This is a genomic window from Bacillus sp. 103mf (genome assembly GCF_900116295.1).
Classification (GTDB): Bacteria; Bacillota; Bacilli; order Bacillales; family Bacillaceae_G; genus Bacillus_A; species Bacillus_A bruguierae.
This window is the reverse complement of record NZ_FPAF01000003.1, coordinates 392,289-413,451: the sequence shown is the minus strand read 5'-3', so window position 1 is coordinate 413,451 and position 21,163 is coordinate 392,289. Positions and strand designations below refer to the sequence as shown.

At 33.6% G+C, this 21,163-nt stretch carries 20 protein-coding genes and 2 pseudogenes; 4 read left to right on the top strand and 18 right to left on the bottom strand.

Going from position 1 to position 21,163, the window contains the following annotated elements; translation table 11 throughout:
- Positions 1–154 precede the first annotated feature (154 nt).
- Entirely contained in the window at positions 155–616 is a 462-nt protein-coding gene (locus tag BM350_RS11585; RefSeq protein ID WP_090911862.1) for a DinB family protein, read from the top strand.
- Between the two features lie 107 nt (positions 617–723).
- Here the strand turns inward: BM350_RS11585 and BM350_RS11580 are convergent, their stop codons facing one another.
- From BM350_RS11580 to BM350_RS26905, 10 genes and pseudogenes are all read right to left on the bottom strand, one after another.
- A complete protein-coding gene (locus tag BM350_RS11580; protein ID WP_090911864.1) occupies positions 724–1,683 on the bottom strand; it encodes an SPFH domain-containing protein in 960 nt (319 codons plus the stop codon).
- On the bottom strand, positions 1,683–2,114 hold the full coding sequence (locus tag BM350_RS11575; RefSeq protein ID WP_090911866.1) for an NfeD family protein: 432 nt from the start codon (positions 2,112–2,114) through the stop codon (positions 1,683–1,685). The genes BM350_RS11580 and BM350_RS11575 overlap by 1 nt, the downstream gene beginning before the upstream one ends.
- 582 nt (positions 2,115–2,696) lie before the next feature.
- Positions 2,697–3,401 carry an alpha/beta hydrolase gene (locus BM350_RS11570; protein ID WP_090911869.1) on the bottom strand — a complete coding sequence of 235 codons (705 nt, stop codon included), beginning with the start codon at positions 3,399–3,401 and terminating at the stop codon, positions 2,697–2,699.
- 405 nt (positions 3,402–3,806) lie between these two features.
- A pseudogene (locus BM350_RS11565) lies at positions 3,807–4,100 on the bottom strand (inositol monophosphatase family protein); the annotation flags it as partial.
- A 401-nt stretch (positions 4,101–4,501) separates the two neighbouring features.
- Entirely contained in the window at positions 4,502–5,242 is a 741-nt protein-coding gene (locus tag BM350_RS11560) for a M15 family metallopeptidase (RefSeq protein WP_090911871.1), read from the bottom strand.
- A 414-nt stretch (positions 5,243–5,656) separates the two neighbouring features.
- Positions 5,657–6,811: a stage II sporulation protein P gene (locus tag BM350_RS11555; protein ID WP_090911873.1), complete on the bottom strand. Its 1,155-nt coding sequence runs from the start codon at positions 6,809–6,811 to the stop codon at positions 5,657–5,659.
- Between the two features lie 160 nt (positions 6,812–6,971).
- Complete coding sequence (locus BM350_RS11550; protein ID WP_090911875.1) at positions 6,972–7,487, bottom strand: DUF1572 family protein; 516 nt, start codon at positions 7,485–7,487, stop codon at positions 6,972–6,974.
- A gap of 16 nt (positions 7,488–7,503) precedes the next feature.
- Positions 7,504–7,833 (bottom strand): chaperone CsaA, encoded by a 330-nt coding sequence (gene csaA, locus BM350_RS11545; RefSeq protein WP_090911877.1) that lies wholly within the window; start codon positions 7,831–7,833, stop codon positions 7,504–7,506.
- A 517-nt stretch (positions 7,834–8,350) separates the two neighbouring features.
- Positions 8,351–8,998 carry a cyclic di-AMP binding protein CbpA gene (gene cbpA / locus BM350_RS11540; protein ID WP_090911879.1) on the bottom strand — a complete coding sequence of 216 codons (648 nt, stop codon included), beginning with the start codon at positions 8,996–8,998 and terminating at the stop codon, positions 8,351–8,353.
- A 500-nt stretch (positions 8,999–9,498) separates the two neighbouring features.
- A complete protein-coding gene (locus BM350_RS26905) occupies positions 9,499–9,783 on the bottom strand; it encodes a hypothetical protein (RefSeq protein WP_170857686.1) in 285 nt (94 codons plus the stop codon).
- 620 nt (positions 9,784–10,403) lie between these two features.
- Here BM350_RS26905 and BM350_RS11530 point away from each other — a divergent pair.
- Together BM350_RS11530 and BM350_RS11525 are read left to right on the top strand one after the other, a co-directional pair.
- Positions 10,404–11,717, top strand: a pseudogene (locus BM350_RS11530) (hemolysin family protein).
- Entirely contained in the window at positions 11,714–12,196 is a 483-nt protein-coding gene (locus tag BM350_RS11525; RefSeq protein WP_090911882.1) for a DUF456 domain-containing protein, read from the top strand. Before BM350_RS11530 ends, BM350_RS11525 begins: the two are co-directional and overlap by 4 nt.
- Before the next feature lie 25 nt (positions 12,197–12,221).
- Here the strand turns inward: BM350_RS11525 and BM350_RS11520 are convergent, their stop codons facing one another.
- From BM350_RS11520 to BM350_RS11510, 3 genes are all read right to left on the bottom strand, one after another.
- Positions 12,222–12,842, bottom strand: a complete 621-nt coding sequence (locus tag BM350_RS11520; protein WP_090911884.1) for an NAD(P)-dependent oxidoreductase — start codon at positions 12,840–12,842, stop codon at positions 12,222–12,224.
- A gap of 105 nt (positions 12,843–12,947) precedes the next feature.
- Complete coding sequence (locus tag BM350_RS11515) at positions 12,948–13,142, bottom strand: hypothetical protein (RefSeq protein WP_139207576.1); 195 nt, start codon at positions 13,140–13,142, stop codon at positions 12,948–12,950.
- Positions 13,143–13,579: 437 nt separating this feature from the next.
- On the bottom strand, positions 13,580–14,038 hold the full coding sequence (locus tag BM350_RS11510; RefSeq protein WP_090911889.1) for a spore coat protein: 459 nt from the start codon (positions 14,036–14,038) through the stop codon (positions 13,580–13,582).
- Positions 14,039–14,593: 555 nt separating this feature from the next.
- On the opposite strand from BM350_RS11510, the gene BM350_RS11505 reads away from it, so the two are divergent.
- Complete coding sequence (locus tag BM350_RS11505; RefSeq protein WP_020060957.1) at positions 14,594–14,683, top strand: YjcZ family sporulation protein; 90 nt, start codon at positions 14,594–14,596, stop codon at positions 14,681–14,683.
- Between the two features lie 491 nt (positions 14,684–15,174).
- On the opposite strand, the gene BM350_RS11500 is transcribed toward BM350_RS11505, so the two are convergent.
- From BM350_RS11500 to BM350_RS11480, 5 genes are all read right to left on the bottom strand, one after another.
- Entirely contained in the window at positions 15,175–16,044 is an 870-nt protein-coding gene (locus BM350_RS11500; RefSeq protein WP_090911890.1) for a TIGR03943 family putative permease subunit, read from the bottom strand.
- A gap of 3 nt (positions 16,045–16,047) precedes the next feature.
- Positions 16,048–16,944 (bottom strand): permease, encoded by an 897-nt coding sequence (locus BM350_RS11495; RefSeq protein ID WP_090911892.1) that lies wholly within the window; start codon positions 16,942–16,944, stop codon positions 16,048–16,050.
- Between the two features lie 211 nt (positions 16,945–17,155).
- A complete protein-coding gene (locus BM350_RS11490) occupies positions 17,156–18,097 on the bottom strand; it encodes a magnesium transporter CorA family protein (RefSeq protein ID WP_090911894.1) in 942 nt (313 codons plus the stop codon).
- Positions 18,098–18,284: 187 nt separating this feature from the next.
- Positions 18,285–19,664, bottom strand: a complete 1,380-nt coding sequence (locus BM350_RS11485; protein ID WP_090911896.1) for a putative polysaccharide biosynthesis protein — start codon at positions 19,662–19,664, stop codon at positions 18,285–18,287.
- Between the two features lie 269 nt (positions 19,665–19,933).
- Complete coding sequence (locus tag BM350_RS11480; RefSeq protein WP_090911897.1) at positions 19,934–20,536, bottom strand: undecaprenyl phosphate transporter UptA; 603 nt, start codon at positions 20,534–20,536, stop codon at positions 19,934–19,936.
- Positions 20,537–21,163 lie beyond the last annotated feature (627 nt).

Here is a 21,163-nt window from a genome sequence, read left to right as displayed (position 1 = left end):
TAACTGAATAATCCCATTCTATTTATCGTTCAATAGGACCTTTAACACTATAATACTTTTCATTTTCCTAGTCAAACTACTAGAATCTTCAGAATCTTAAGCGTGATATAATACCTGTAAAATCTTATTATAAACAGATGTGAGGAGAAATACAATGTTTGTTCAAGCAGCACTGCACCAATTAGAAATTGCGATTGATTCTACAATACAGATGTTAGAACAGGTTACTTACGATGAGTTACAGCAACGACCGCTCAAAAATAAACGCTCTCTCTTTGAAATTTGCACACATCTATCTCTAATTTGTCATGCTGATCTCCTTATTTTAGCCGAAGCATCAAAGGAAGAGTTAGATATATTTTACATACAACATACACCGCATACGCTTGAAGAGGTACAACAGACAATGAAAGAAGGTTTCCATCTTCTTTCTAAAACATTTCAAGCCTATTCCTTAGCAGAACTTGAAGAAGTCACCCATTCCTACTGGGGCGCTTCCTACTCTCGATTTGAGTGGTTACTTGAAATTGTTGCTCATTTTTATCATCATCGTAGTCAATTACATACCTTATTAGTAGAACATGCAAAAGATCCTCAAATTTCTTTGTTCGAATAAGAAATTTGAGGATCACTTCACTAGAGTTATACAACTCTTCTAAGGTATTATCAACGCCATCGACTTCAAAAAAGAAGAGAAATGGTATCCATCTCTCTTCCACGTTTCTATTGTTCGTTTTTCGTATCTATCGAAGGCAGCTTTTTCTCTTTAAACAACTCTCCAATTGCCCCTAAGCTTCCTAATGTTTCAACGGCGTTTGACGGAAGGAATACTTTATTTGCAGGTCCTTTTGCAATCTCAGTTAGCGATTCAAATGACTGATATGCAAGTACTCGCTCATCAAGTCCTGACTGACGTAACATTTGAATCCGGATTTGTTCTGCTTTTGCAATTTCTTCAATTGCCTTCGCTTCCCCTTGTGCTTCTAATTCTTTCGCTTGTCGTAAACCTTCTGCCTCACGAATGCGTGCTTCTTTATCCCCTTCAGCCATTAAAATTTTACTTTGTTTCTCCCCTTCAGCCCGAAGAACTTTATCTTGTTTTGCCGCCTCAGCTTCAAGAATAATGGCACGTTTATTACGCTCTGCTTTCATTTGTTTTTCCATGGCTGCTTGTATATCTTTTGGAGGGTTAATATCTACAACTTCAACACGTTCAATACGAACACCCCATTTTTCTGTTGCTTCATCAAGTGCTAAACGGATTTCTGTTGAAATTTTTTCACGTCCAGATAATGTTTCATCAAGCTCCATTTTCCCGATAATTTGTCGCATTGTTGCAGATGTAATATTACGAACCCCAAATTCATAATTGGAAATACCATACGTTGCAAGTTCTGGGTCAATAACTTGATAGAAAATAATTGTATCAATCTCAACTTGTACGTTATCTTTCGTAATTACTTTTTGCGGTGGGACGTTTGTTTGTTGGATACGCAAATCATGATAAAGACGTACACGATCGATAACCGGGATAACCATGTTTAAACCCGGATGCATAACACGCTGAAATTTACCTAAACGCTCTACAACACCTACTCTTTGCTGCGGAATAATTTTAATTGATAATGCGATAAATACAATAACAATTAATGCTAAAATAATTGATAATGTTAAACCAACCATTATAATTCACACTCCCTTTTTACGTGCACTACCGTGCTGCTTCTTTTTACAACAATAACTCTTTCTCCATCTAAAATTGGTTCATCTGACACAGCAGTCCACATATCTCCCTCTATTTTCACAATACCATTCGCTTCATTTGTAACCGCTTGCGCAATTATGCCTTTTTTTCCAATAAGCTGATCTACTGCATCTGTATATCCTTTCGCTTCCCGAAAATTTTTAGAAATTCGTTTTGTAAAAAATGTCAAACTAAGACTGACAACAGATGCTATCACAACTTGAAGTAGTAAAGAGTTTGGTACAAATAGGCCAATTAGACCTCCGACCACAGCACCTATCCCAAGCCATAATAAGTAGAACGTTACAGTCAGCATTTCCGCAATAAATAAAAGACCGGCAATGACAAACCAAATCACCCACCCTGTCATGTGCAACCCTCGCTTCCATTCTATTTTTATATGTATATGAGAGAAAGAAAACTTTATCACGTTGCATTGAATAACCAATTTAAAGCTGCAACATCTATTAATAGATGAAAAACATATTAAAATTATATATTAATATATTCTTTATTATACATGATAAACCCTCTCAAAAAGTGACAAAAAATCAAAATCTTCTCTAAAAAGAAAGGTTCTCATTATGCAGTAAGTGATTTACATTACAATAACAAGAAAGCGATGTTTCCGTCTAATTTTATTTAGTTTCAAGAAATTTGAATCACTCCTTGTCTTAACAAGAATAGACATATAATGTTACACATTATATAAGAATAAAAGAAGAGGATAGTGACAGACAGAATAATTCTGTATGTTCTATCCTTTTTTTTGTACAACAAATGACCTCATTTACCACAACAACATTATTTTTTGTTGTTGAACTAACGCCCCCATTACTTTAAATGAACCAATTCACATTTATAATTCCTCTCAAATATAATATAAGTTTATATATTCACAATTCTTCTCTAACAGGTTCTTCACTAAATCTCTTAGATAAATTGTAATTTGTTAATCGATGTGCTTATGTAACCACTGCTCAAATACTTTCAACTGTTCTTCAGTATGAAAGTAATGTTCACCTGCTTCCATGACTTCTAATTCACAACTGTGTTTTTTTGTAAAATAGTTAATAGTTTCAAATTCGCACAGTTCATCCTTGGCTCCATACATAATATATGTATCTGTATTCCATGTATTAATAGGATGTTCTTTTACATAGCATAAATAATCCCAATATAACTTTTGACCAATAGGTGTTTCTATAGTCATTTCTTTTTGCAAAAGCTCTGGTGTTACATTAAACCATTTCATCATATTTTCGATAATTCGTTCCATATTAAATACCGGTGATAAAAATAATGCCTTTTTTAGCACATCGTTTTGATAAGCTAAAAGGCTAAAATAAGCTCCCATACTACATGCAAACACGCTTACTTCTTTCCAATGTTCTTTTGCGTAATTCATAATTATAGATAATTCACTAACACAAAACTGTACTTTACAAGGAGTATTATCATTTTTTCTTTCTCCATGCTCAGGTAAATCAAAGCTTAATACTTGATAACCTTTTTGATTGGCTTCTTCAGCTAATATTTGAATCACTGCATCTTCTTTATTTGACATATTTCCATGTACTGCAATAAAAATTTTTTCACTCTTTTCTCCCCATAAAACTGCGGGAATATTACTAATTTTAAAATTGTCTTTAAGCATATTTCCTCCATAGAATAAGATGTATGGGATTTGCAAAAAATCACATACATTTTATATTCTTCTACTTAGTTTAAATAAATCAAACTATTCATAACTTACCACAAATTAATTATAATATCTCTCTATATCTGTATAACATAGTCTACTTTATATTTTAAATCTTTCTTTTGTCCACCTCTTCAGGAGCTTACAAGTTCTCTTATTTTGATTCCTTATTGAGCTAACCTGCACCGTTAGTGGAAGAAGGATTTTTAAACAACTATATTATTTTTTAAATGACTTTATTGTAAATTAAACAACTTTATTATCTCTGCACATCTGGCACCAGTTATTCATAAAAAGACATTAATAACTATTTACATCTAATTAGTGATGGTATACTTAATTGCTTTACAGGAAAATTTGTTAGGTGATGTCAGTTGGTACTTTTGAGAGATTTAATCCTTCACTTACCATGTTCAATAAATAATTCTTATTATCAGGATGACAAGCAATTAAGTAAGGCTCTTTGTTCATACCAGTGAAGTCATTTCCTTTAAAGTCAACTACAATTCCTCCCGCCTCTTTGACCATAAGTATACCAGAATATAAGTCATCACCCTCAGAGTTATAAAGTATAATACCATCAATATCTCCTTTAGCAAGCATACACCACTGTAAAGTTGGAGCCCAAAGTCTCATCATCCTCTTACACTGTATATACTTTCATCTAAACACCTCTAATTAGAATGAAAATTCAAAAATTAATATATATTCTTATTATAACTAAAGTAATTGTTGCTGTAAATTTGCTTTTCATGAAGATGTGTTGTTATTGTAAATGAGGTCATGCAGAGGTCTATAGAATTAAAAAAGTACACCACTTTCATTAAGTGATGTACCAATATTTATATAATGTGTAACATTATATAAGTTATTTACTCTTAGTAAGGAAAGAGAACTATTAATCATTCTTTATTTTACAGAGTAGAAACATCGCTTTTTTGTTTACGCATATACTTTTTTCTTTTCATCCTTTCCCCCGCATTAACGGGCAGTAAGACCTTAATTGATAAAAACCATCTATTAGCGAAAAGTAAAAAAAGCCACTAATAGATGGTTCACTTTATAGCTTCTTCTAAAGTAAGCTGATTTTCATATAAATACGTAGCATATGGGTTTCCAACATAACGAACATGCCATGGTTCATACATATACCCTGTTACCTCTTCTTTTTCTTTTTCATAACGGATAATAAACCCAAACTTATGGGCATTTTCAGCAAGCCACTTTCCTTCTTTCGTTCCTCCAAAGGAAGGTTCTAATTGAAATTTTGCCGATTGTGATGTAATATCAACTGCTAATCCTGTTTGATGTTCGCTTGTACCAGGAATTGCACTAGACATTGCTGTTTTTGCTTCCCCATCTTGCTTTTTATACATCGTATTTAATGCTTTTTGCCTTTCAAATGAACGAAATGCCGAAACTGCAAATAAAAAGATTTTTTCACGCTTTGCTTGTTGAAACATACGCTCCAATGCTAGAGCTGCTTCTTTACGCATTTTCTTTTTTTCATTGTCGCCTTCATATAAAAAGCGAACTTGGGGTATCACTAAATCTTGTGGCTCATACAAATCAGGCAAGCGTCTCTTCTTGTTTACAAGAACAAGAGTTGAATTTGGATTGTTAACAACCGCAAGTCCTTCTTCTATTTTTGCAGTTGTTTCTTGTACCTTTGGAAACACAATGTTTCCTTGTGCTTCTATCGCTTGTTTTTCTTTATGCTTTACATATTGGGGTATTGCAATCATAATCACTCCAACAACAATGACTATACTAAACAGCATCCATTTTTTTTTCATATAACATCCTTTTATTCTAATAATTTTTTCCACAACACACTTATCAACTTGCACTACAGTTCATATCCGTTGATCATTTCCATCACATACCATGTATTGTTGCCCATTTTTTTACTTCTTTAAACAAATAGAGTACAATTACTTATCTAATTCTAAGAATATTTATACTTCCAACATTTATTTATATAATATAATTATTAGCAAGGATGCTTTATAAAGTGAAACTTCCATCAGTGGTGTTTTTTTCATCCCCCACCTATCTTCTTCGATTTTCTCAATTTTGAGGTGGGGGTCGTATTGCCCACAAATAGCGGGATAAATGAAAATTCGCTATCATTCTTCCAAATCCTTTTTCACAAGATAAAGAAACAACTTTTGTGCAAAATAAATAGCGTAAGCAACACTTGCTTACGCTTAACCATTCACCTTTTCAGCTTGCCAATAATACTCACTAAATGCTTCTGCGAGTGCGTCTATACTACGATCGAGTTCCTCCTCTGTATTATCAACGCCGCCTACTTCAATGAGAATAGCTTGACCGGATAAATCTTGATTGTATACACCATTTCCCGAGCTAAAATCCTTCTGAATAACACCTCGGCTTAATCCAGGATATTTTTCCTTTAATGATTCATGTAGCGCTGTTGCCAGTTGCAGGTTTTTCGCATAATTTTTATTTCCCTTACCAATAACAAATGCCAACTTCGCATATGATTTATCACCAATTGTTTTCATTGTTACTTCTTTTCTAGCACTATCTCTATGCAAATCAAAAAAGTATTGCAGCTCTCTATTATTTGTCATTGCTTCTTGCACAATCCCACGAGACATTTTATAAGAACTGCGATCATTTAATCCTCGGCTCACCAACATCTTTCCAACATCTGTTTTATCATTCGTTGCACCTATTCCATAATTTTCTAACTTTTCACGAAATCTATCCCCGAATACAGAAATGTTCTTTACTGAGCTCGTTGCTTTATTTGGATCTGGATTATTCGTTAAATTTAACAATGGTAAATATGACTCCCAACTATGCGTATGATAAATAAATGCTACTTTTCGATTTCCTGTCGTTTGTGCTGGCTTCTTTTTCTCTTCAGGTGATTCGTTTTTTTGAGATTGTTCTTGTTCCCCCGTCCGCTCTTTTACAAGCTCTTCTAAAGGTACACTTGATTCAATCGGTAAATTTGTATAATTTGTTCCTTCTCCAGCAATTACAATTTCCGTGTCATATTTCGAAAGTCCTGGAAGCTCTATTCCTATTAGACTACGAACGTCATCAAAGCGAATATTTGTCGCGGCAGATAAAATAAAAGAAGAAATCGAAAAATCTGTATTTAAATGGCGATATTCTTGTGTAAAATAACGATTTTCTGAACCAAGCACATACATATATCCATTCATTGAAAGCTCATTTAACCATTTATATAAATACGTTGACTTCGTTTCTTTTAATGATGTCACGATCATACTAACAAACAAAAAAGCAGCCATCATACCCAATAAAAGTAAAAAAATAAATTTCGGAAGACTTGTCCGTTTCACATAAAAATAGCTTCGACTCATTAGATCACCTCTCTCTATGAACATATGTACAAGCTACAGAGAATAGACCAACTGAAATTTGGCAATATTGGCATTGAGGTGAATGAAATTGAAGCTGATGATTGGATTATTTCCTATTGTGTTATCGTGTTTCTTTGTTTTACTTACGGTACATTCAACGTTATTTTTGCAAAAACTGATTAGACTTTCCTCTAGGAATACTTAAACATGTCCATTCTTTTTCTTTCAATAGTTTTCCAATATAAATAATTTGTCCAACATGTGAAGCATAGTGGGCAATTTGTCGTTCAATCGCTTGCATCACAGTATGCGGCTCTCGGCGTATATATACTGTTTTTAGAACATCATGAACTGTAATAGATTCCAACGCCCGAAATACAAATAACCATCCTTCTTCCCAAGCATGTAACAATTCTTCTTTTGAAGCGTATCCACCTTCAAACTCATCATCACGATTTCGATCTTTCTTTTCCCCATCTGTCATTAAGAAATTTGTCCATCGTGAACGCATATTACCATATAAGTGTTTTACAAGAATCGCAATACTATTTGCTTCTTCATGGGGAATCCAGCACATCTCCTCATAAGTAAGCTGTGAGAACGTTCGATCCCCTTGCTTTTTTATAGCTTGAAAATTTTCCACGACACACTGCAAATACGCTTTTGCTTTGTCCACTTTTCTCCTCCTATTTTTAGCTAATCGTTGTCCCATTCGGCACTTCCATACCCGGTTCTAGTAAAATCACATCTCCTTTTTCAGGGACACCGCCAAGGACAAGGACTTCAGATTTGAATCCAGCTACTCGTTTGGGCGGAAAATTAACAACCGCAACAACTTGCTTTCCAATAAGCTCTTCCGGTTCATATCGTTTCGTGATTTGTGCACTTGACTGTTTCATTCCAAGTTCACCAAAATCAATCTCTAGTTTAATTGCAGGCACCCTGGCTTCTGGAAATACTTCTGCTCGGTAAATTGTTCCAATACGAATATCTAATTTCATGAAATCTTCAAAGGTAGCCATTTCTATATTCCTCCTAAATCCATTTTGATTTATCAACATATAAGTCGTTGCTATGTAGAACAAAACATGACCTGATCGTTTTCTCCCTTTGTTTGAATCCTTGCATTTGGCAGGAAAAGACCCTCATCACTTCTATGCATGACCAAATGCTCTCGTCCAACAAAAAGAAAGCGCCTTTTATGTCTTTATTCAATCTGTATATATATTAGACAATTCCCTTCATTTTCCTTCACAACAGAAAAATGCTTACACACCTTTCTGTTAAACTTCCTGCAATGCTTTCGAACTATATATTCATTTTATTTTTTTGATATACAAGTCGTTGCTATGCAGGACACACCATGATCGCTACTCGCTTTCTTCTTTTGTTTTAATGGTAAGAATATGCCCTGACCGTTTCTATGCGCGGCCAGATGCTCTTGTCCTCTCCTAAAAAGAAAGGAAGTTTTTATGTCGTTTTTTAGCTTATATATAAATAAAAAAATCCATCTCTAATTTCCAGAGATGGATTTCCCTCTTACTCTACAATTTCCACTTCACGTGAATTTTTCATTTCTTCTACATGTATAACGCGAAATCCATGATTTTCTAAATCTGTTAAAAGTGCTTGTAATTCTTCTGCCGCAAATGCTTCTCCTAATGTAAACGCAATTCTACGTACATATAGGGCATTATTATCAAATGTCATTAAACTTTGAATCCCACTATACTTTTTCAATACAGTTGATAGTTTTTGAATAGCCCCATTATAATCTTGTGTTCCTATCATAACTGAATATACACTAGAATGAAGACCCCATGCATCTTCTAGTAACTCAAACACTTTTTTATGCGTTAAAATTCCAAGAAAGATTCCGTTATCATTCACAACAGAGATATATGGTAATTCCTTAATTGTAAAGAAAACTTTAAAGAATGAAGAGTCTTCTTTTACATAACCATCTTTATTGCGCAATAATTCTTTCACATTATCATCTAAAGATCCTTTGTATTCTAAAACATCCACCTTGTAAATATTCCCCAAAAATATTTCTTCTTTTTCATCTAGAACTGGAACACATCGATATCCCGTTTTACTTAAATGATCTAATGCTTCTTGCAATGTATATGTTTCCTTACAAAATAACACTTCTTTTTTTAAAACATAGTTTCCCTTTACTCTCATAAAAATCCCCCTTATGTTAAAATAATTTCTGTGACATAAATATATAATATTTTTAGACAAAAATAAATAAATTTATTTAATTTTTCTGAATTCTATTCATTATCCGTCACAAATTCTTCTTAAACCTTTCATTTTTCCAACAAATATCGAGGGAAATACTATATAAAAATTTTCTTTCCTACCTAAAAGAGCTTGTGTATTCTAGAAAAAAACGTTACAATAATAGAAATAATTTTCAGAATATTCCGAGATAAGGTGGGGTATATGGCGACTTCTATTATTTCCTATGTATATCGTTATCTTTTAGGGATGATGGTCATTATCCTTATTAGTCCAATTCCTTCTGTTTTTCTAAACAGTGAACAATCCTATTCTGAAGTATTACATACAATGATTAATCATTTGATACATTTTCGTTCCATTGCTATTCCAATAACAGATTGGATTCATGAACCATTCTTTTTCTTTTCTTACCATCCAGAAAATATGACAAAATCATTTCATTCAACTTCATTGTTCCCATACATATGGAAATTATATTTTTTATCTATGATACGATTCTTCTTTTCACTTACTGTTGGTTTTTTCATCAGCCTTGGAATTGGTCGATTTTTCACTAGATTATCTCCTAAAAATAGAAAGCATTTTTTAGTTTTACGTTGGGTTCCATTTTCATTTGGCACTGTTTTACTACAATGTAGCGTCATTATTCTTTGTCTATTCGTAGCATCATACACATCCTTTCCATACTTTTCCTCTCTTTTAATTATTTGTAGTACGTCCATGGTCATTATAATCCAGAGCATCAAAAAATGGATTCCTTTCTTGTATACAGCTCAAAAAACAACACATATACATGATTCAGCTTTTTTTAGTAATACACTGCTCGTTTCTCTGCTTGCAAATCATAAGTCTATCATTGGTTCTATATTAATTTCCTTTACATATATGGAATGTATTTTTCATGTAAATGGGGTATTTCAATTTATTGTGCAATACTGTGTTACTTCCCCCACCCTTGTTACAATAAGCCTTTTATTACTGTACATCCCATACAAGCTACTTTCTCTCTTACAAATCATATGGAAAAGAAATCGCCATACCGAGCACATTTATAACCTATCTCGCACAACAATAAAGTAAACCATTTCTTCCAACTAATTATTAGTTAACGAATTGAGATCCTTATTGGCGGTTCCCTCTTTTAAAATCGCTAATAAGGACCAATACATCAAAACTTTTATCGCCCCTCCTATCCCTCTTATAGCTGGATTTTTATTAAAATATTACATTCTCTCTCTGCTTTCTTTGACTATTCTTTCCTTTTCCATATATTATTAAAGTAAAACTTTTATTCAGGAGGTGACATCTTTATTCTAATTTTATTTTAGAATAAGGAATATCCTTGGACATATTAAATCTTTTTCTCATAGCTTTACTCATTCTTATTTCTGGCTTTTTCGTTGCATCAGAGTTTGCTGTTGTTAAAGTACGCAAAAGTCGAATTGATCAACTTGCCAATGAAGGTAACAAACAAGCAATCCTAGCAAGAAAAGTTATTTCAAATTTAGATGTATACTTATCTGCTTGTCAGCTTGGCATTACGATTACATCTTTAGGGCTCGGTTGACTTGGTGAACCTACTGTGGAACATTTATTGAAGCCGCTTTTTGAAAAAATAAATATAACAGGCGCCATGGCACATACGTTATCTTTTGTTATGGCTTTTAGCATTATTACGTTCTTTCATGTTGTACTAGGTGAACTCGTTCCGAAATCATTTGCTATTCAAAGGGCCGAACAAATTACATTAAAGTTCGCAAGACCTTTAATTCTATTTGATAAAATAATGTATCCTTTTATCTGGTTATTAAATAGTACCGCGCTCTTTTTCACAAAACTATTTGGATTACAACCAGTAAAAGAAAATGAACTTTCTCACTCTGAAGAAGAGTTACGCCTTATTTTAAGTGAAAGCTACAAGAGCGGAGAAATTAATCAATCAGAATACAAATATGTAAACAATATTTTTGAATTCGATGACCGTGTCGCAAAAGAGATTATGGTTCCGCGTACTGAAATGATTTGTTTGTCAACTGAAAATTCATCAGCGGAAAATATGGAAATTATCTCCAATGAAAAATATACGCGTTATCCAGTTATCGGAAAAGATAAGGATGATATTGTCGGTATAATTAATACAAAAGAAATCTTCCATGATCAAACAAAGGGAATTTTCAAACCGCTACAATCATACATACATCCTGTTTTAACAGTATTCGAAACTGTACCAATTAAAAAGGCACTCATTCATCTACAAAAAAATCGCGTCCAACTAGCAATTATTATGGATGAATACGGTGGAACTGCAGGTCTTCTTACAATGGAAGATATTATTGAAGAAATTATTGGAGAAATACAAGACGAATTTGACATAGATGAAACACCAATGATTGAGAAACGCAATCCGACATTAACGGTACTTGATGGAAAAGTACTTATTTCTGATGTAAATGATATGTTAGGTCTTCATATTGATGATAGTGATTTAGATACAATTGGAGGATGGTTTTTGTCACAAACCATTGACATAAATATTGAGCCTGGTCATATGATTCAATATGAAAATTATCAGTTTAAAGCATTAGAATTAGATGGACATCAAGTAAAAAAAATTGCGGTTAGTAAAATAGATGCACAAAAAGGAGTTATGTCGTGAATATCTTATTAACTATATGTATTATCGCTTGTTTTATTATATCGTTTATCGCGTTCATCTACCCGGTCATTCCAGGTATACTCGCTTTATGGGCTGGATTTTTCATTTATCAATTTGGAATTAACGACTTGCAATTAACAACGTCATTTTGGATCGTTCAAATTATATTTACAATTATTATTTTCATTGCTGATTTTATTACGAATAGCTATTTCTTAAAAAAGTACGGAAGTACAAAATGGAGCGAACGTATCGGTATGGTTTCGATCATTGTTGGATCGTTCTTTTTCCCTCCATTTGGACTGATTATTATCCCATTCCTTTCCGTTTTCGTAACAGAATTAATGCATAAAAAAGCACCGCAAGAAGCCTTTATGGTTGGGGTTGCAACCGTCATCGGATTTTTAAGCAGCACGATAGCTAAAGCGATTTTACAAATCATTATGATTATTATATTTGTATGCTATATTCTTTTTTAGCCATCCTTATCATAAGGATGGCTTTTTAATAGGCAATGCCAACTCGTTTTTTATAATGAATATCATGATAAAGTAATTGATAAGCAAAATGGGCTGTATCTCCAACTGTAATCTTCATACCATCTAGCGGTAACACATCTTCTTCAGTACGATAACTAGCTGTTTCTTCTCCATCTATTAAGTGTGTTGGACAGACAATCGTCCATTGTAATTTGCTATTCGCTAAAGCTAAATAGGCTGCTACATGGTCTTCCGCTGCAGCCGTTGTCTTTCGACGTGATTCACTGGATTGAAAGCGATATAATTGCGGATTCACACGTGCCTGCAAAATTCCAGCCGTTCCAATTGTTATAATTCTTATAATCCCATCCTTGTTCATAGCGTCTATAATATTTGGCAAACTTTTTGATAACGTGCCGTTTCCATCGGTACCAAGTGCACTAATTACAACATCCGCTCCCTTTACACACTCTTTCACATCTTCTTCATTCCATACATTTCCTTCTATTACACGAAAATTCTCATGTTGTATTTGTAGCTTCTCTTTATTTCTCACAAGCGCTGTCACCTTATGATTATCCTGTAATGCAAATTTTAAAATTTCGACTCCAACTCGACCTGTTGCCCCAAATAAACATATATTCATACTAACTCACACCCTTTCAATCTCTCTATTATTTCTGAAAAAGCAAAAATACACAACAAAAAAGCTTTCTCATTGATCGAGAAAGCTTCTATCATCATATAACATTTATTTCTTTTCAGTAGAGCTTGAAGAACTTTCTTTCGAGTTTTTATCTTTTACTTCCCCACTTGTTTCTTTATCAGTTGTCTTACCTTCTTGTTGCGTCGTCTCTTCTTTCTTTTCCTCACTCTTACCACAACCTACCACAAATAAAGAGCTAGCAAGTGCAACTACAGTTAACGATTTAACCCATTTATTCATTTGCTTATCCCCCTTTTGATAGAATATGTACATTCTCATATTACTTCTCTTTTTTAAAGGAAATATTATAAATTAGTAAAGAAATAGTAAATCATTGTTAATTTTCTAAATTTTAACTATATATAAATTAAAAAACGACATAAAACCACTTTCTTTTTTATGGGAGGGCGCGAGCACCTGGCCATGCATAGGAGCGGTCAGGACCTTTTCCTGCCACATGCGAGGTTTTCAAACAAAGGGGAGCAAGCCAGTAGCGATCATGGTGTATTCTGCATAGCAGTGACTTATATGTCGAACATTAAAACTGCTTTATATATAACATTTTAATTCATACGATTGCGATACTAATTAGGTTTTGTCTTTTGAGGATATAGCGACTCAGAAACGTAGAATTTTAACAAAATAAGTACAAAAAGACAGCGGTATTGCTGTCTTTTTCACCCATATTTTTCTTCATCCATTATTGTTTGTATGCTATATTCTTTTTTCATCACATATTGCCATACACTGTATGCATTTCGATTCATTTTCAAAAAACAACTTTCTAAAAAGGAGCGAAATTCTGGATTTGCTACTTGAGTTGCTACTTGCGCATATTCAAGTGCCAACCGTTTTAAATATGAAATATACGAAAAAGCAATTTCTATATCACCTTTTTGTCCATTATAGTTTGTATGAATCATTTCCATTGAGGATGAAACTGGATACTGGCCAATGATATGCTGCACATTTTCACCTTCTTGAAAATTAATCTGTTCATTGTATGCCTGCAATAAATACGGTAGATGTTGTTGTAGCAATTCTTTTAATTCATGATCTCGTACTTCTTTCATATATTCACCAATCACACATATCACTTCATAACTATATACCATGAGTTTTTCAATATAGTCCATTCAATATTCCCTCCTCTCTACTGATATGTATGCTCTAAATAGAACGACAGAACTTTTGTGAATCTTACAAAACTCCCCTATACTTATGTTTTCAAAAATTGTGTTGTTTGCTGAAAATCTATATACAACTCCATCATCAATAAGTGTCACTTTCCCATGAAAAAACCATCTCAATGTTGATATACTTCCACTCTAAAACCCCGTAATTTATAAGGCCTGCTTTCATAACAAAACACCACTTTTAAATCATCATTCTTATATGTTTCCTTATCCTTCTATCCCTATACAATAAAGTGAAACTTTAATCAGTGGGGGTTTTCTTCATCCCCCACTGATTATTAGTTAAACCAATCGGGCGCATGCCAGCAGTTTATCTCCCACCGAACATTCTAGCCACTGGAGCTGGACAATGCTTTACCGAATTTTGAGGTGGGAGTATTACTGCCCACGAATAGCGGGATAAAAAAAACATCTTTATATGACATATATCCCAGTCAAACCATTACAAAAGTGCATATTGTATTATGTACCTTATAACAAAAGGAGGAAAAAACAATGGGCTTTGGATCTCACGGCGGCGGGTTTGCATTAGTGGTTGTATTATTTATCCTCTTAATTATTGTTGGTGCTGCTTGCTTTTGCTAATTAGCTATCCGCTTCATACAACTTTTATGCAGACAAAAAAACTATGAAAAAGAACATCTAATGTTTAGATGTTCTTTTTCTATATATACAAGTTAGAAAACCGACATAAAAAGCTCCTTTCTTTTTAGGCGGGCGAGAGCATCTGGCCATGCATAGCAACGGTCAGGACCGTTTTCCTACCACATGCAATGTTTAAAACAAAAGGAGTAAGCAAGTAGCGATTATGTTGTATTCTGCATAGCAGCAACTTACAAAGAAAAGCGGAGCCGACTGTTTAGGCCCATTGTCTAAGGTTCTTTCACACAGAAGGTGTTTTTTACCTTCTTGTGTGGAAGGTTCTTAGACATGAGGGCCTAGGAGGCAGAGCTAGACAAAGATGTCGAAAAATTAAAATGGATATGGATATATACACTTATAATGATAAGGTGAAATTTTAAACAACAGGAGTCTCCCTTATCTACTTTACATCTATAAAAAAGAAGCCGATTTTATCAATCGGCTCCTCGGTATACATATTGCTCTTTTGGTGATTCTACTGTGTTCCATTTTGTAACTTTTAATACAGGGATGTTTGCATGAAATGGTTGATAAAACTCTGTTGAAATTGTTCCTTCAACTTGAATCCACTCATCATTTTTCCACTGGGCATCTTCAGGCTTCTTGACCAGCATTCCATATACACCTGAATCCGCAACACAGTGTATAATTCCAAAGCGAAATAAAAAGTATTGTTCTTTTTTAGCTGAATCATCACGAAAGACAAAACCTTTAAAAGAAATTGTTTTACCGGTAAATTCACCAGGATAGTTATAAACAACTTCCATACCTTTCAAAAAGTTTGCATCATCTAAAGCGATTTTATCTTTTGTCACAAATTGCTTCTTCTCTTTTTCCATAACTTCCCGATATCCTTCTTTTGCATAATAAATGCTCGTATCAGGTCTTAAAAACTGCCGATTCATAAACGGGTCTTTACTTTCTGGCTGCGCAACCGGGAAATGAAATCCTTTTGCTTTTACGATGTCAGAATCTAACGTTGCAATCGGAAAAAAGAGTCCCGAAATAATTGGAAAGCAAAATAGCGTATACGCGATAGTACGTTTCCACCATGTGTTTTCATCTTTTGAATGATCATGACCACAGTGACTTTCATTACACCCGCATTCATGATTATGATCATGTTTTCCATGCTCTTTTTGAAATACAATAATCATTTGGATCACAGTTAAAAATCCTAAAATAATCGCTGCTGTTTTTGATAGATACGCGTATTTCATATTTATATATTTTGTAATATCACCAGAAATATGAAGTTGTGCCAACAAAATTGTAAATCCAAGTAAAATATAAGCTCGAAACATCGATTACCACCCCATCATATAAATGAGTAGTGAGCTTGCATAAACAACAACTGTAATTAAAACAATAACAACAATAACAAAACGTGTTTTAAAAGTCGCAAGCATCATAAACATATTTTTAATATCTACCATCGGTCCGTATACAAGAAACGCAACGAGAGACGCTGTTGAAAATGTACTTTGGAATGAAGATGCAATAAACGCATCAGCTTCTGAACATAATGATAAAATAAAAGCAAGTCCCATCATAACAATTGGTGAAGAATACGGTCCTTGTCCAATTGCAAGGAGTGTTGAAGTCTTCACAAAAGTTTGTACGCTTGCCGCAATTAGTGCACCAATAATTAAAAATTTCCCCATTGAGAAAAACTCTTCAACAGCATGTGTACATACGTCCCAAAATTTTTGACGAAATGGTCGATTATGATCTACCACCGGAAAATTAGTATTCCGTAGTTGATGATCTTTAAACATAAACGATAAAACAAGACCAACAATAACAGCAACAATAATGGCGACAATAGCGCGATACCAAACCATATGCATACTGCTACCAAACGCTACATATGTCGCAAATAAAACGACAGGATTAATAATTGGTCCAGTCAGCATGAAGGCAATCCCTGCATATGGTGGTACTCCTTTCCCAATAAGGCGCCGAACGATTGGAACAATTCCACATTCACACCCTGGGAACATCATCCCTAGAAAAACTGCTAATAATACAGACAGAAAACGATTCTTTGGCATCCATTTTGCTACCATATCTTCTGTCACAAACATTTGAATGAATCCTGAAATAAATACACCAATTAATACAAATGGCAGTGCTTCAATTAAAATTGAAATAAAAATCGTATTCATTTGCAGGAATGCTTTTGGTAAATGAAACATTTCCATGATGCATATCCCCTATCTTTTCATTAACAATATGTAATTGTAACTGTAATCCACAGATTGAACAAGTGGTTATAAAAATTAACCTAAATGGTATATTATACACATTTTATTTCATAAATTAATGAATAGCACTACACAAAAATGCTAATTCCTCGACACTTTATAGCAAAAAAGCTGTTTTGGAAATGTTCCAAAACAGCTGAGTTTCATATTAAAAATAACGTTTCTTCCAAAAAATAAAGGCCATTACGCAAGATAAGATTGCAGATATAATCATAGCCATTAAAAAACCATGAGGGTTTTCACTTAAAGGAACCGGAACATTCATTCCAAAAAAACTGGAAACCATTGTTGGCACTGATAATATAATTGTCATCGAAGTTAAAAACTTCATAACACTGTTTAAATTATTAGAAATGACAGAACTAAATGTATTCATCATACCACTTAAAATATTGCTATATATTTCGGCCATCTCAATTGCCTGCTTATTTTCAATTAATACATCTTCCAGTAAATCTTGATCATCTTCATACATTTTCAAAAATGTATTATTTCGCATCAATTTTTGAATCACAATCTTATTTGCCTTTAAAGATGTCGTAAAGTACACTAAGCTTTTTTCAAGCCCTAATAACGTAAAAATCTCTTTATTTTTCATCGATTTATTGAGCTCCTGCTCTAAATCAGTTGTTTTTCGATTAATCTGTTTTAAATAACGTAAATAATAAGTAGAGATCGTATATAAGAGCTGCAGTGCGAAACGTGTCTTTTTAAAAGTATAAAATTCTTTAATACGCTGATTAATAAAGCGTTCAAAAATCGGATTTTCTTCCAAACAAATTGTCACAAAACATTCCGGCATGACAATCATACCAATTGGAATCGTATCATACATTGAATTCCCTTCTTCATCATGTCTCACTGTTGGGATATCAACGATGATTAAGGCATTATCATCCTCTTTTTCAATACGCGAACGTTCCTCATCATCCAAGGGGTCTTTAATGAAGTCCAGTTCAACATTTAATGTTTGAACTAAAAATTGAATTTCTTCCTCTGTTGGATGGAGTACATTAATCCAACAACCTTTTTGAATCTCCTCAATCTCTTGTAGTTTTCCGTTTCGGTCTGTTAAATAAATATTTAACATACTATCACCCCGATTCTTTTTACATGTAGGAATCAACCTCACTTTGAAATAACAGTCTATTTTAAACCGCCATTTTCAGCATATGAAACAAATGAAAAGATTTCAATAGAAAATTATTTTGAAAACGCTTTTCTTCACAAATTATTCAAATAGAAAAAGACAGAGCATTCTCTGTCTTTTATAGACATTATGTTGCTTTTATAACATATTTAGAAAGTATCCACAAGTTAAACGAAACAGAAACAGTATAACCAGCATATGTCGCAATAACAAAACTAATATAGTCAAATTGTGGAAGTAACACAATATTTAGCACAATTTTTATCCCTATTCCTATAAACAAACCAATTACTGTTTTTCCCTGTTGATTAATCCCTTGTAACATGGCCGCTGTTACCGCAAAGAGCGAAAATAATATACAAGCCGGGGCGTAATAGCGTAAAATCACACTTCCTAACGCAGGATCATTTCCCATACCAAATAGTAATGTATATGCTGGTTCAGCTAAAACCATCATTCCTAACGATGCTGGAATCGTTAGAAATACTACAAGTAAATTTGTTCTGGTAAAATGTTTATATAATAACTGGTCATTTTTTGCTGTATACGCCTTTGTCATCTCAGGAACGAGTGACATACTAAAAGCTGTAGCAACCGAAACTGGAATTAACACAACCATTTGTACGAGCCCAATCACAGCATTTATTTTTTCCGCTTCCCGCTGTAAATATCCCATTTGCATTAATAGCTTATTAATTGTAAATGTATCAATTGTTTGATACAAGGGAATCGCAAGACCAACAACAACAAATGGAATAGAGTATGCAAATAATTCTTTGTACAGTGCGAAAAATGATTTTGTTGTTTGCGGAACACTCATACTTTCTTTTTTCTTTAAATGACGCCTTCTCTTTAAATAATATGCAATTAATATTCCAAGTCCTGCTATAGCTCCTATAAAAGCACCAAACGTAGCAACTCCAACCGCCAACGCTGTTGATTCTTTGTATAAATGAAGCACTGCAAAACTTCCGATTAAGATTGTTAACACGCGAAAAAACTGTTCTACTACTACGCTTAAAGCAGATGGCCCCATCGATTGAAACCCTTGAAAAAATCCACGTAATAAGCTCATAGAAGGAACAATTAGTAAAGCAAAGCTTACAATTTGAATATTATATGTAACAGCAGTTACACTATTACCCGTTTGATCTCCGCTATCAATAACAACCTTTGCGAGATAGGGAGCTAAACAGTATAACAATAAAAACGCTATAACTCCCATACACCCCATAAAAATAAGCCCGCTTTTTAATACTCGTTTCACCGTATAATAATCGTCTAATTCATTATATTTAGATACCATTTTGGAGACAGCTAAAGGAAGTCCCATCGTTGCGATGCTAAGCATAAGTGTATAAGGACGATAAGCATATGTATATAATACATATCCTCCCGTTCCAACCATCGCTGTAAAAGGAATTACATATATAAAACCTAACATTTTCGAAATCATCGTTGCCATTGTTAAAAAGAATGTTCCGCGTAAAAACGGTGACCCTTTCATGAAATTCCTCCGCTATACTGTTTTACTACACCATATGGACAACTTTCTACTTTTAGAACTTATATAAGATAAAACTTTAATCTCTCAGAGCCTTAAGATGTGGTTTTACTGCCCGCAAATAGTACAATAAAGTGAAACTTCCGTCAGTGGGGGTTTTCTTCATCCCCCACCTATCTTCTTTGTTTCTCTTTGAATCTTGAGGTGGGGGTCTTACTGCCCACGAATAGCGGGATAAACAAAGAAAAAAAGCCAATGAAAATTCATTGACTTTAACGACCTGTTTTTCTTTTTTTCAATAATTTCATACCTATGTATACAGCAATAAAAAGAATCGCCCCTGCGATGAAATAATGCGTGTAGTCAGCAGCATATTCTTTAATATGACGCCAATTCCCGCCAAGTTTTTCACCTAAATAAATAAACAGGATAGACCACGGAATAATTGCGAGTACTGTATATGCTGTAAATCGTTGCAATGACATTTTAGCTAGTCCTGCTGGAATCGATATTGCATGACGTACAAATGGGATAAAGCGTGCAGAGAAAATCACGCCTGCACCATATCGCTTAAACCATTCTTCTGCTACATCTAAATGATGCTTTTTAATTAATAAATATTTACCGTATTTTTCAACAACCGGACGTCCGCCGTAATATCCAAGCCAATACAAGAAAATTTGCGCTAACGTTCCACCAATCGTTCCGGCAATCACTGCCCCAACGAAATTAATTTCTCCCTTAGCAACTAAATAACCCGCATAAGATAATACAATTTCACTCGGAATAATTTCGATCATAAGTCCTAGCGCAATCCCAGAATAGCCCAGACTTATAAAAAATTGTAGTAACTGCTCAACTAAATTTGCTAACATTCTTCATTATCTCCTTTTTTCTACGCACACACACTTTCTTATTATTTCATAAAAATCTATCCTTGCCAATATGCTACTACTTAATAGTATAAAATTATGCAATAATAAAAAAACATACTTAACATTTCTATTTCGAAAGGAGAAAGTGCACGATGGAATATAGATTACTAGAAATGATTCCAAAAAACAAGCAAGTTATAAAAAATTTACTAATTTTTCACAAAGAAATTTTCCAAGTTCCTAATACAAATCTACTAAAAGAAATGAACGAAAAAACGTCTACTTTTAGCACTTGCTCTCGATCATGAAACTGTAATTGGCTTTGAAAGAAGAGAAAATCATTTCTATAGTTGGATTGGTGGTGTACATCCAAACTACAGAAAACAAGGCATTTCTTCAGAACTTATGCATATGCAGCATAAATGGTGTAAAGAGAATAGCTACAAAACAATCCAAACAAAAAACAAATGGAGAAGCATGCTAATATTAAGTATTAAGCACAGATTTAATATTATCGTACATATACTGATGAAAAAGGCGAACCAAAAATCATATTAGAAAAAACATTATAAATAACCAAAATAGCTTTTCGTATATATATCCATTTTAATTTTTCGACATATAAGT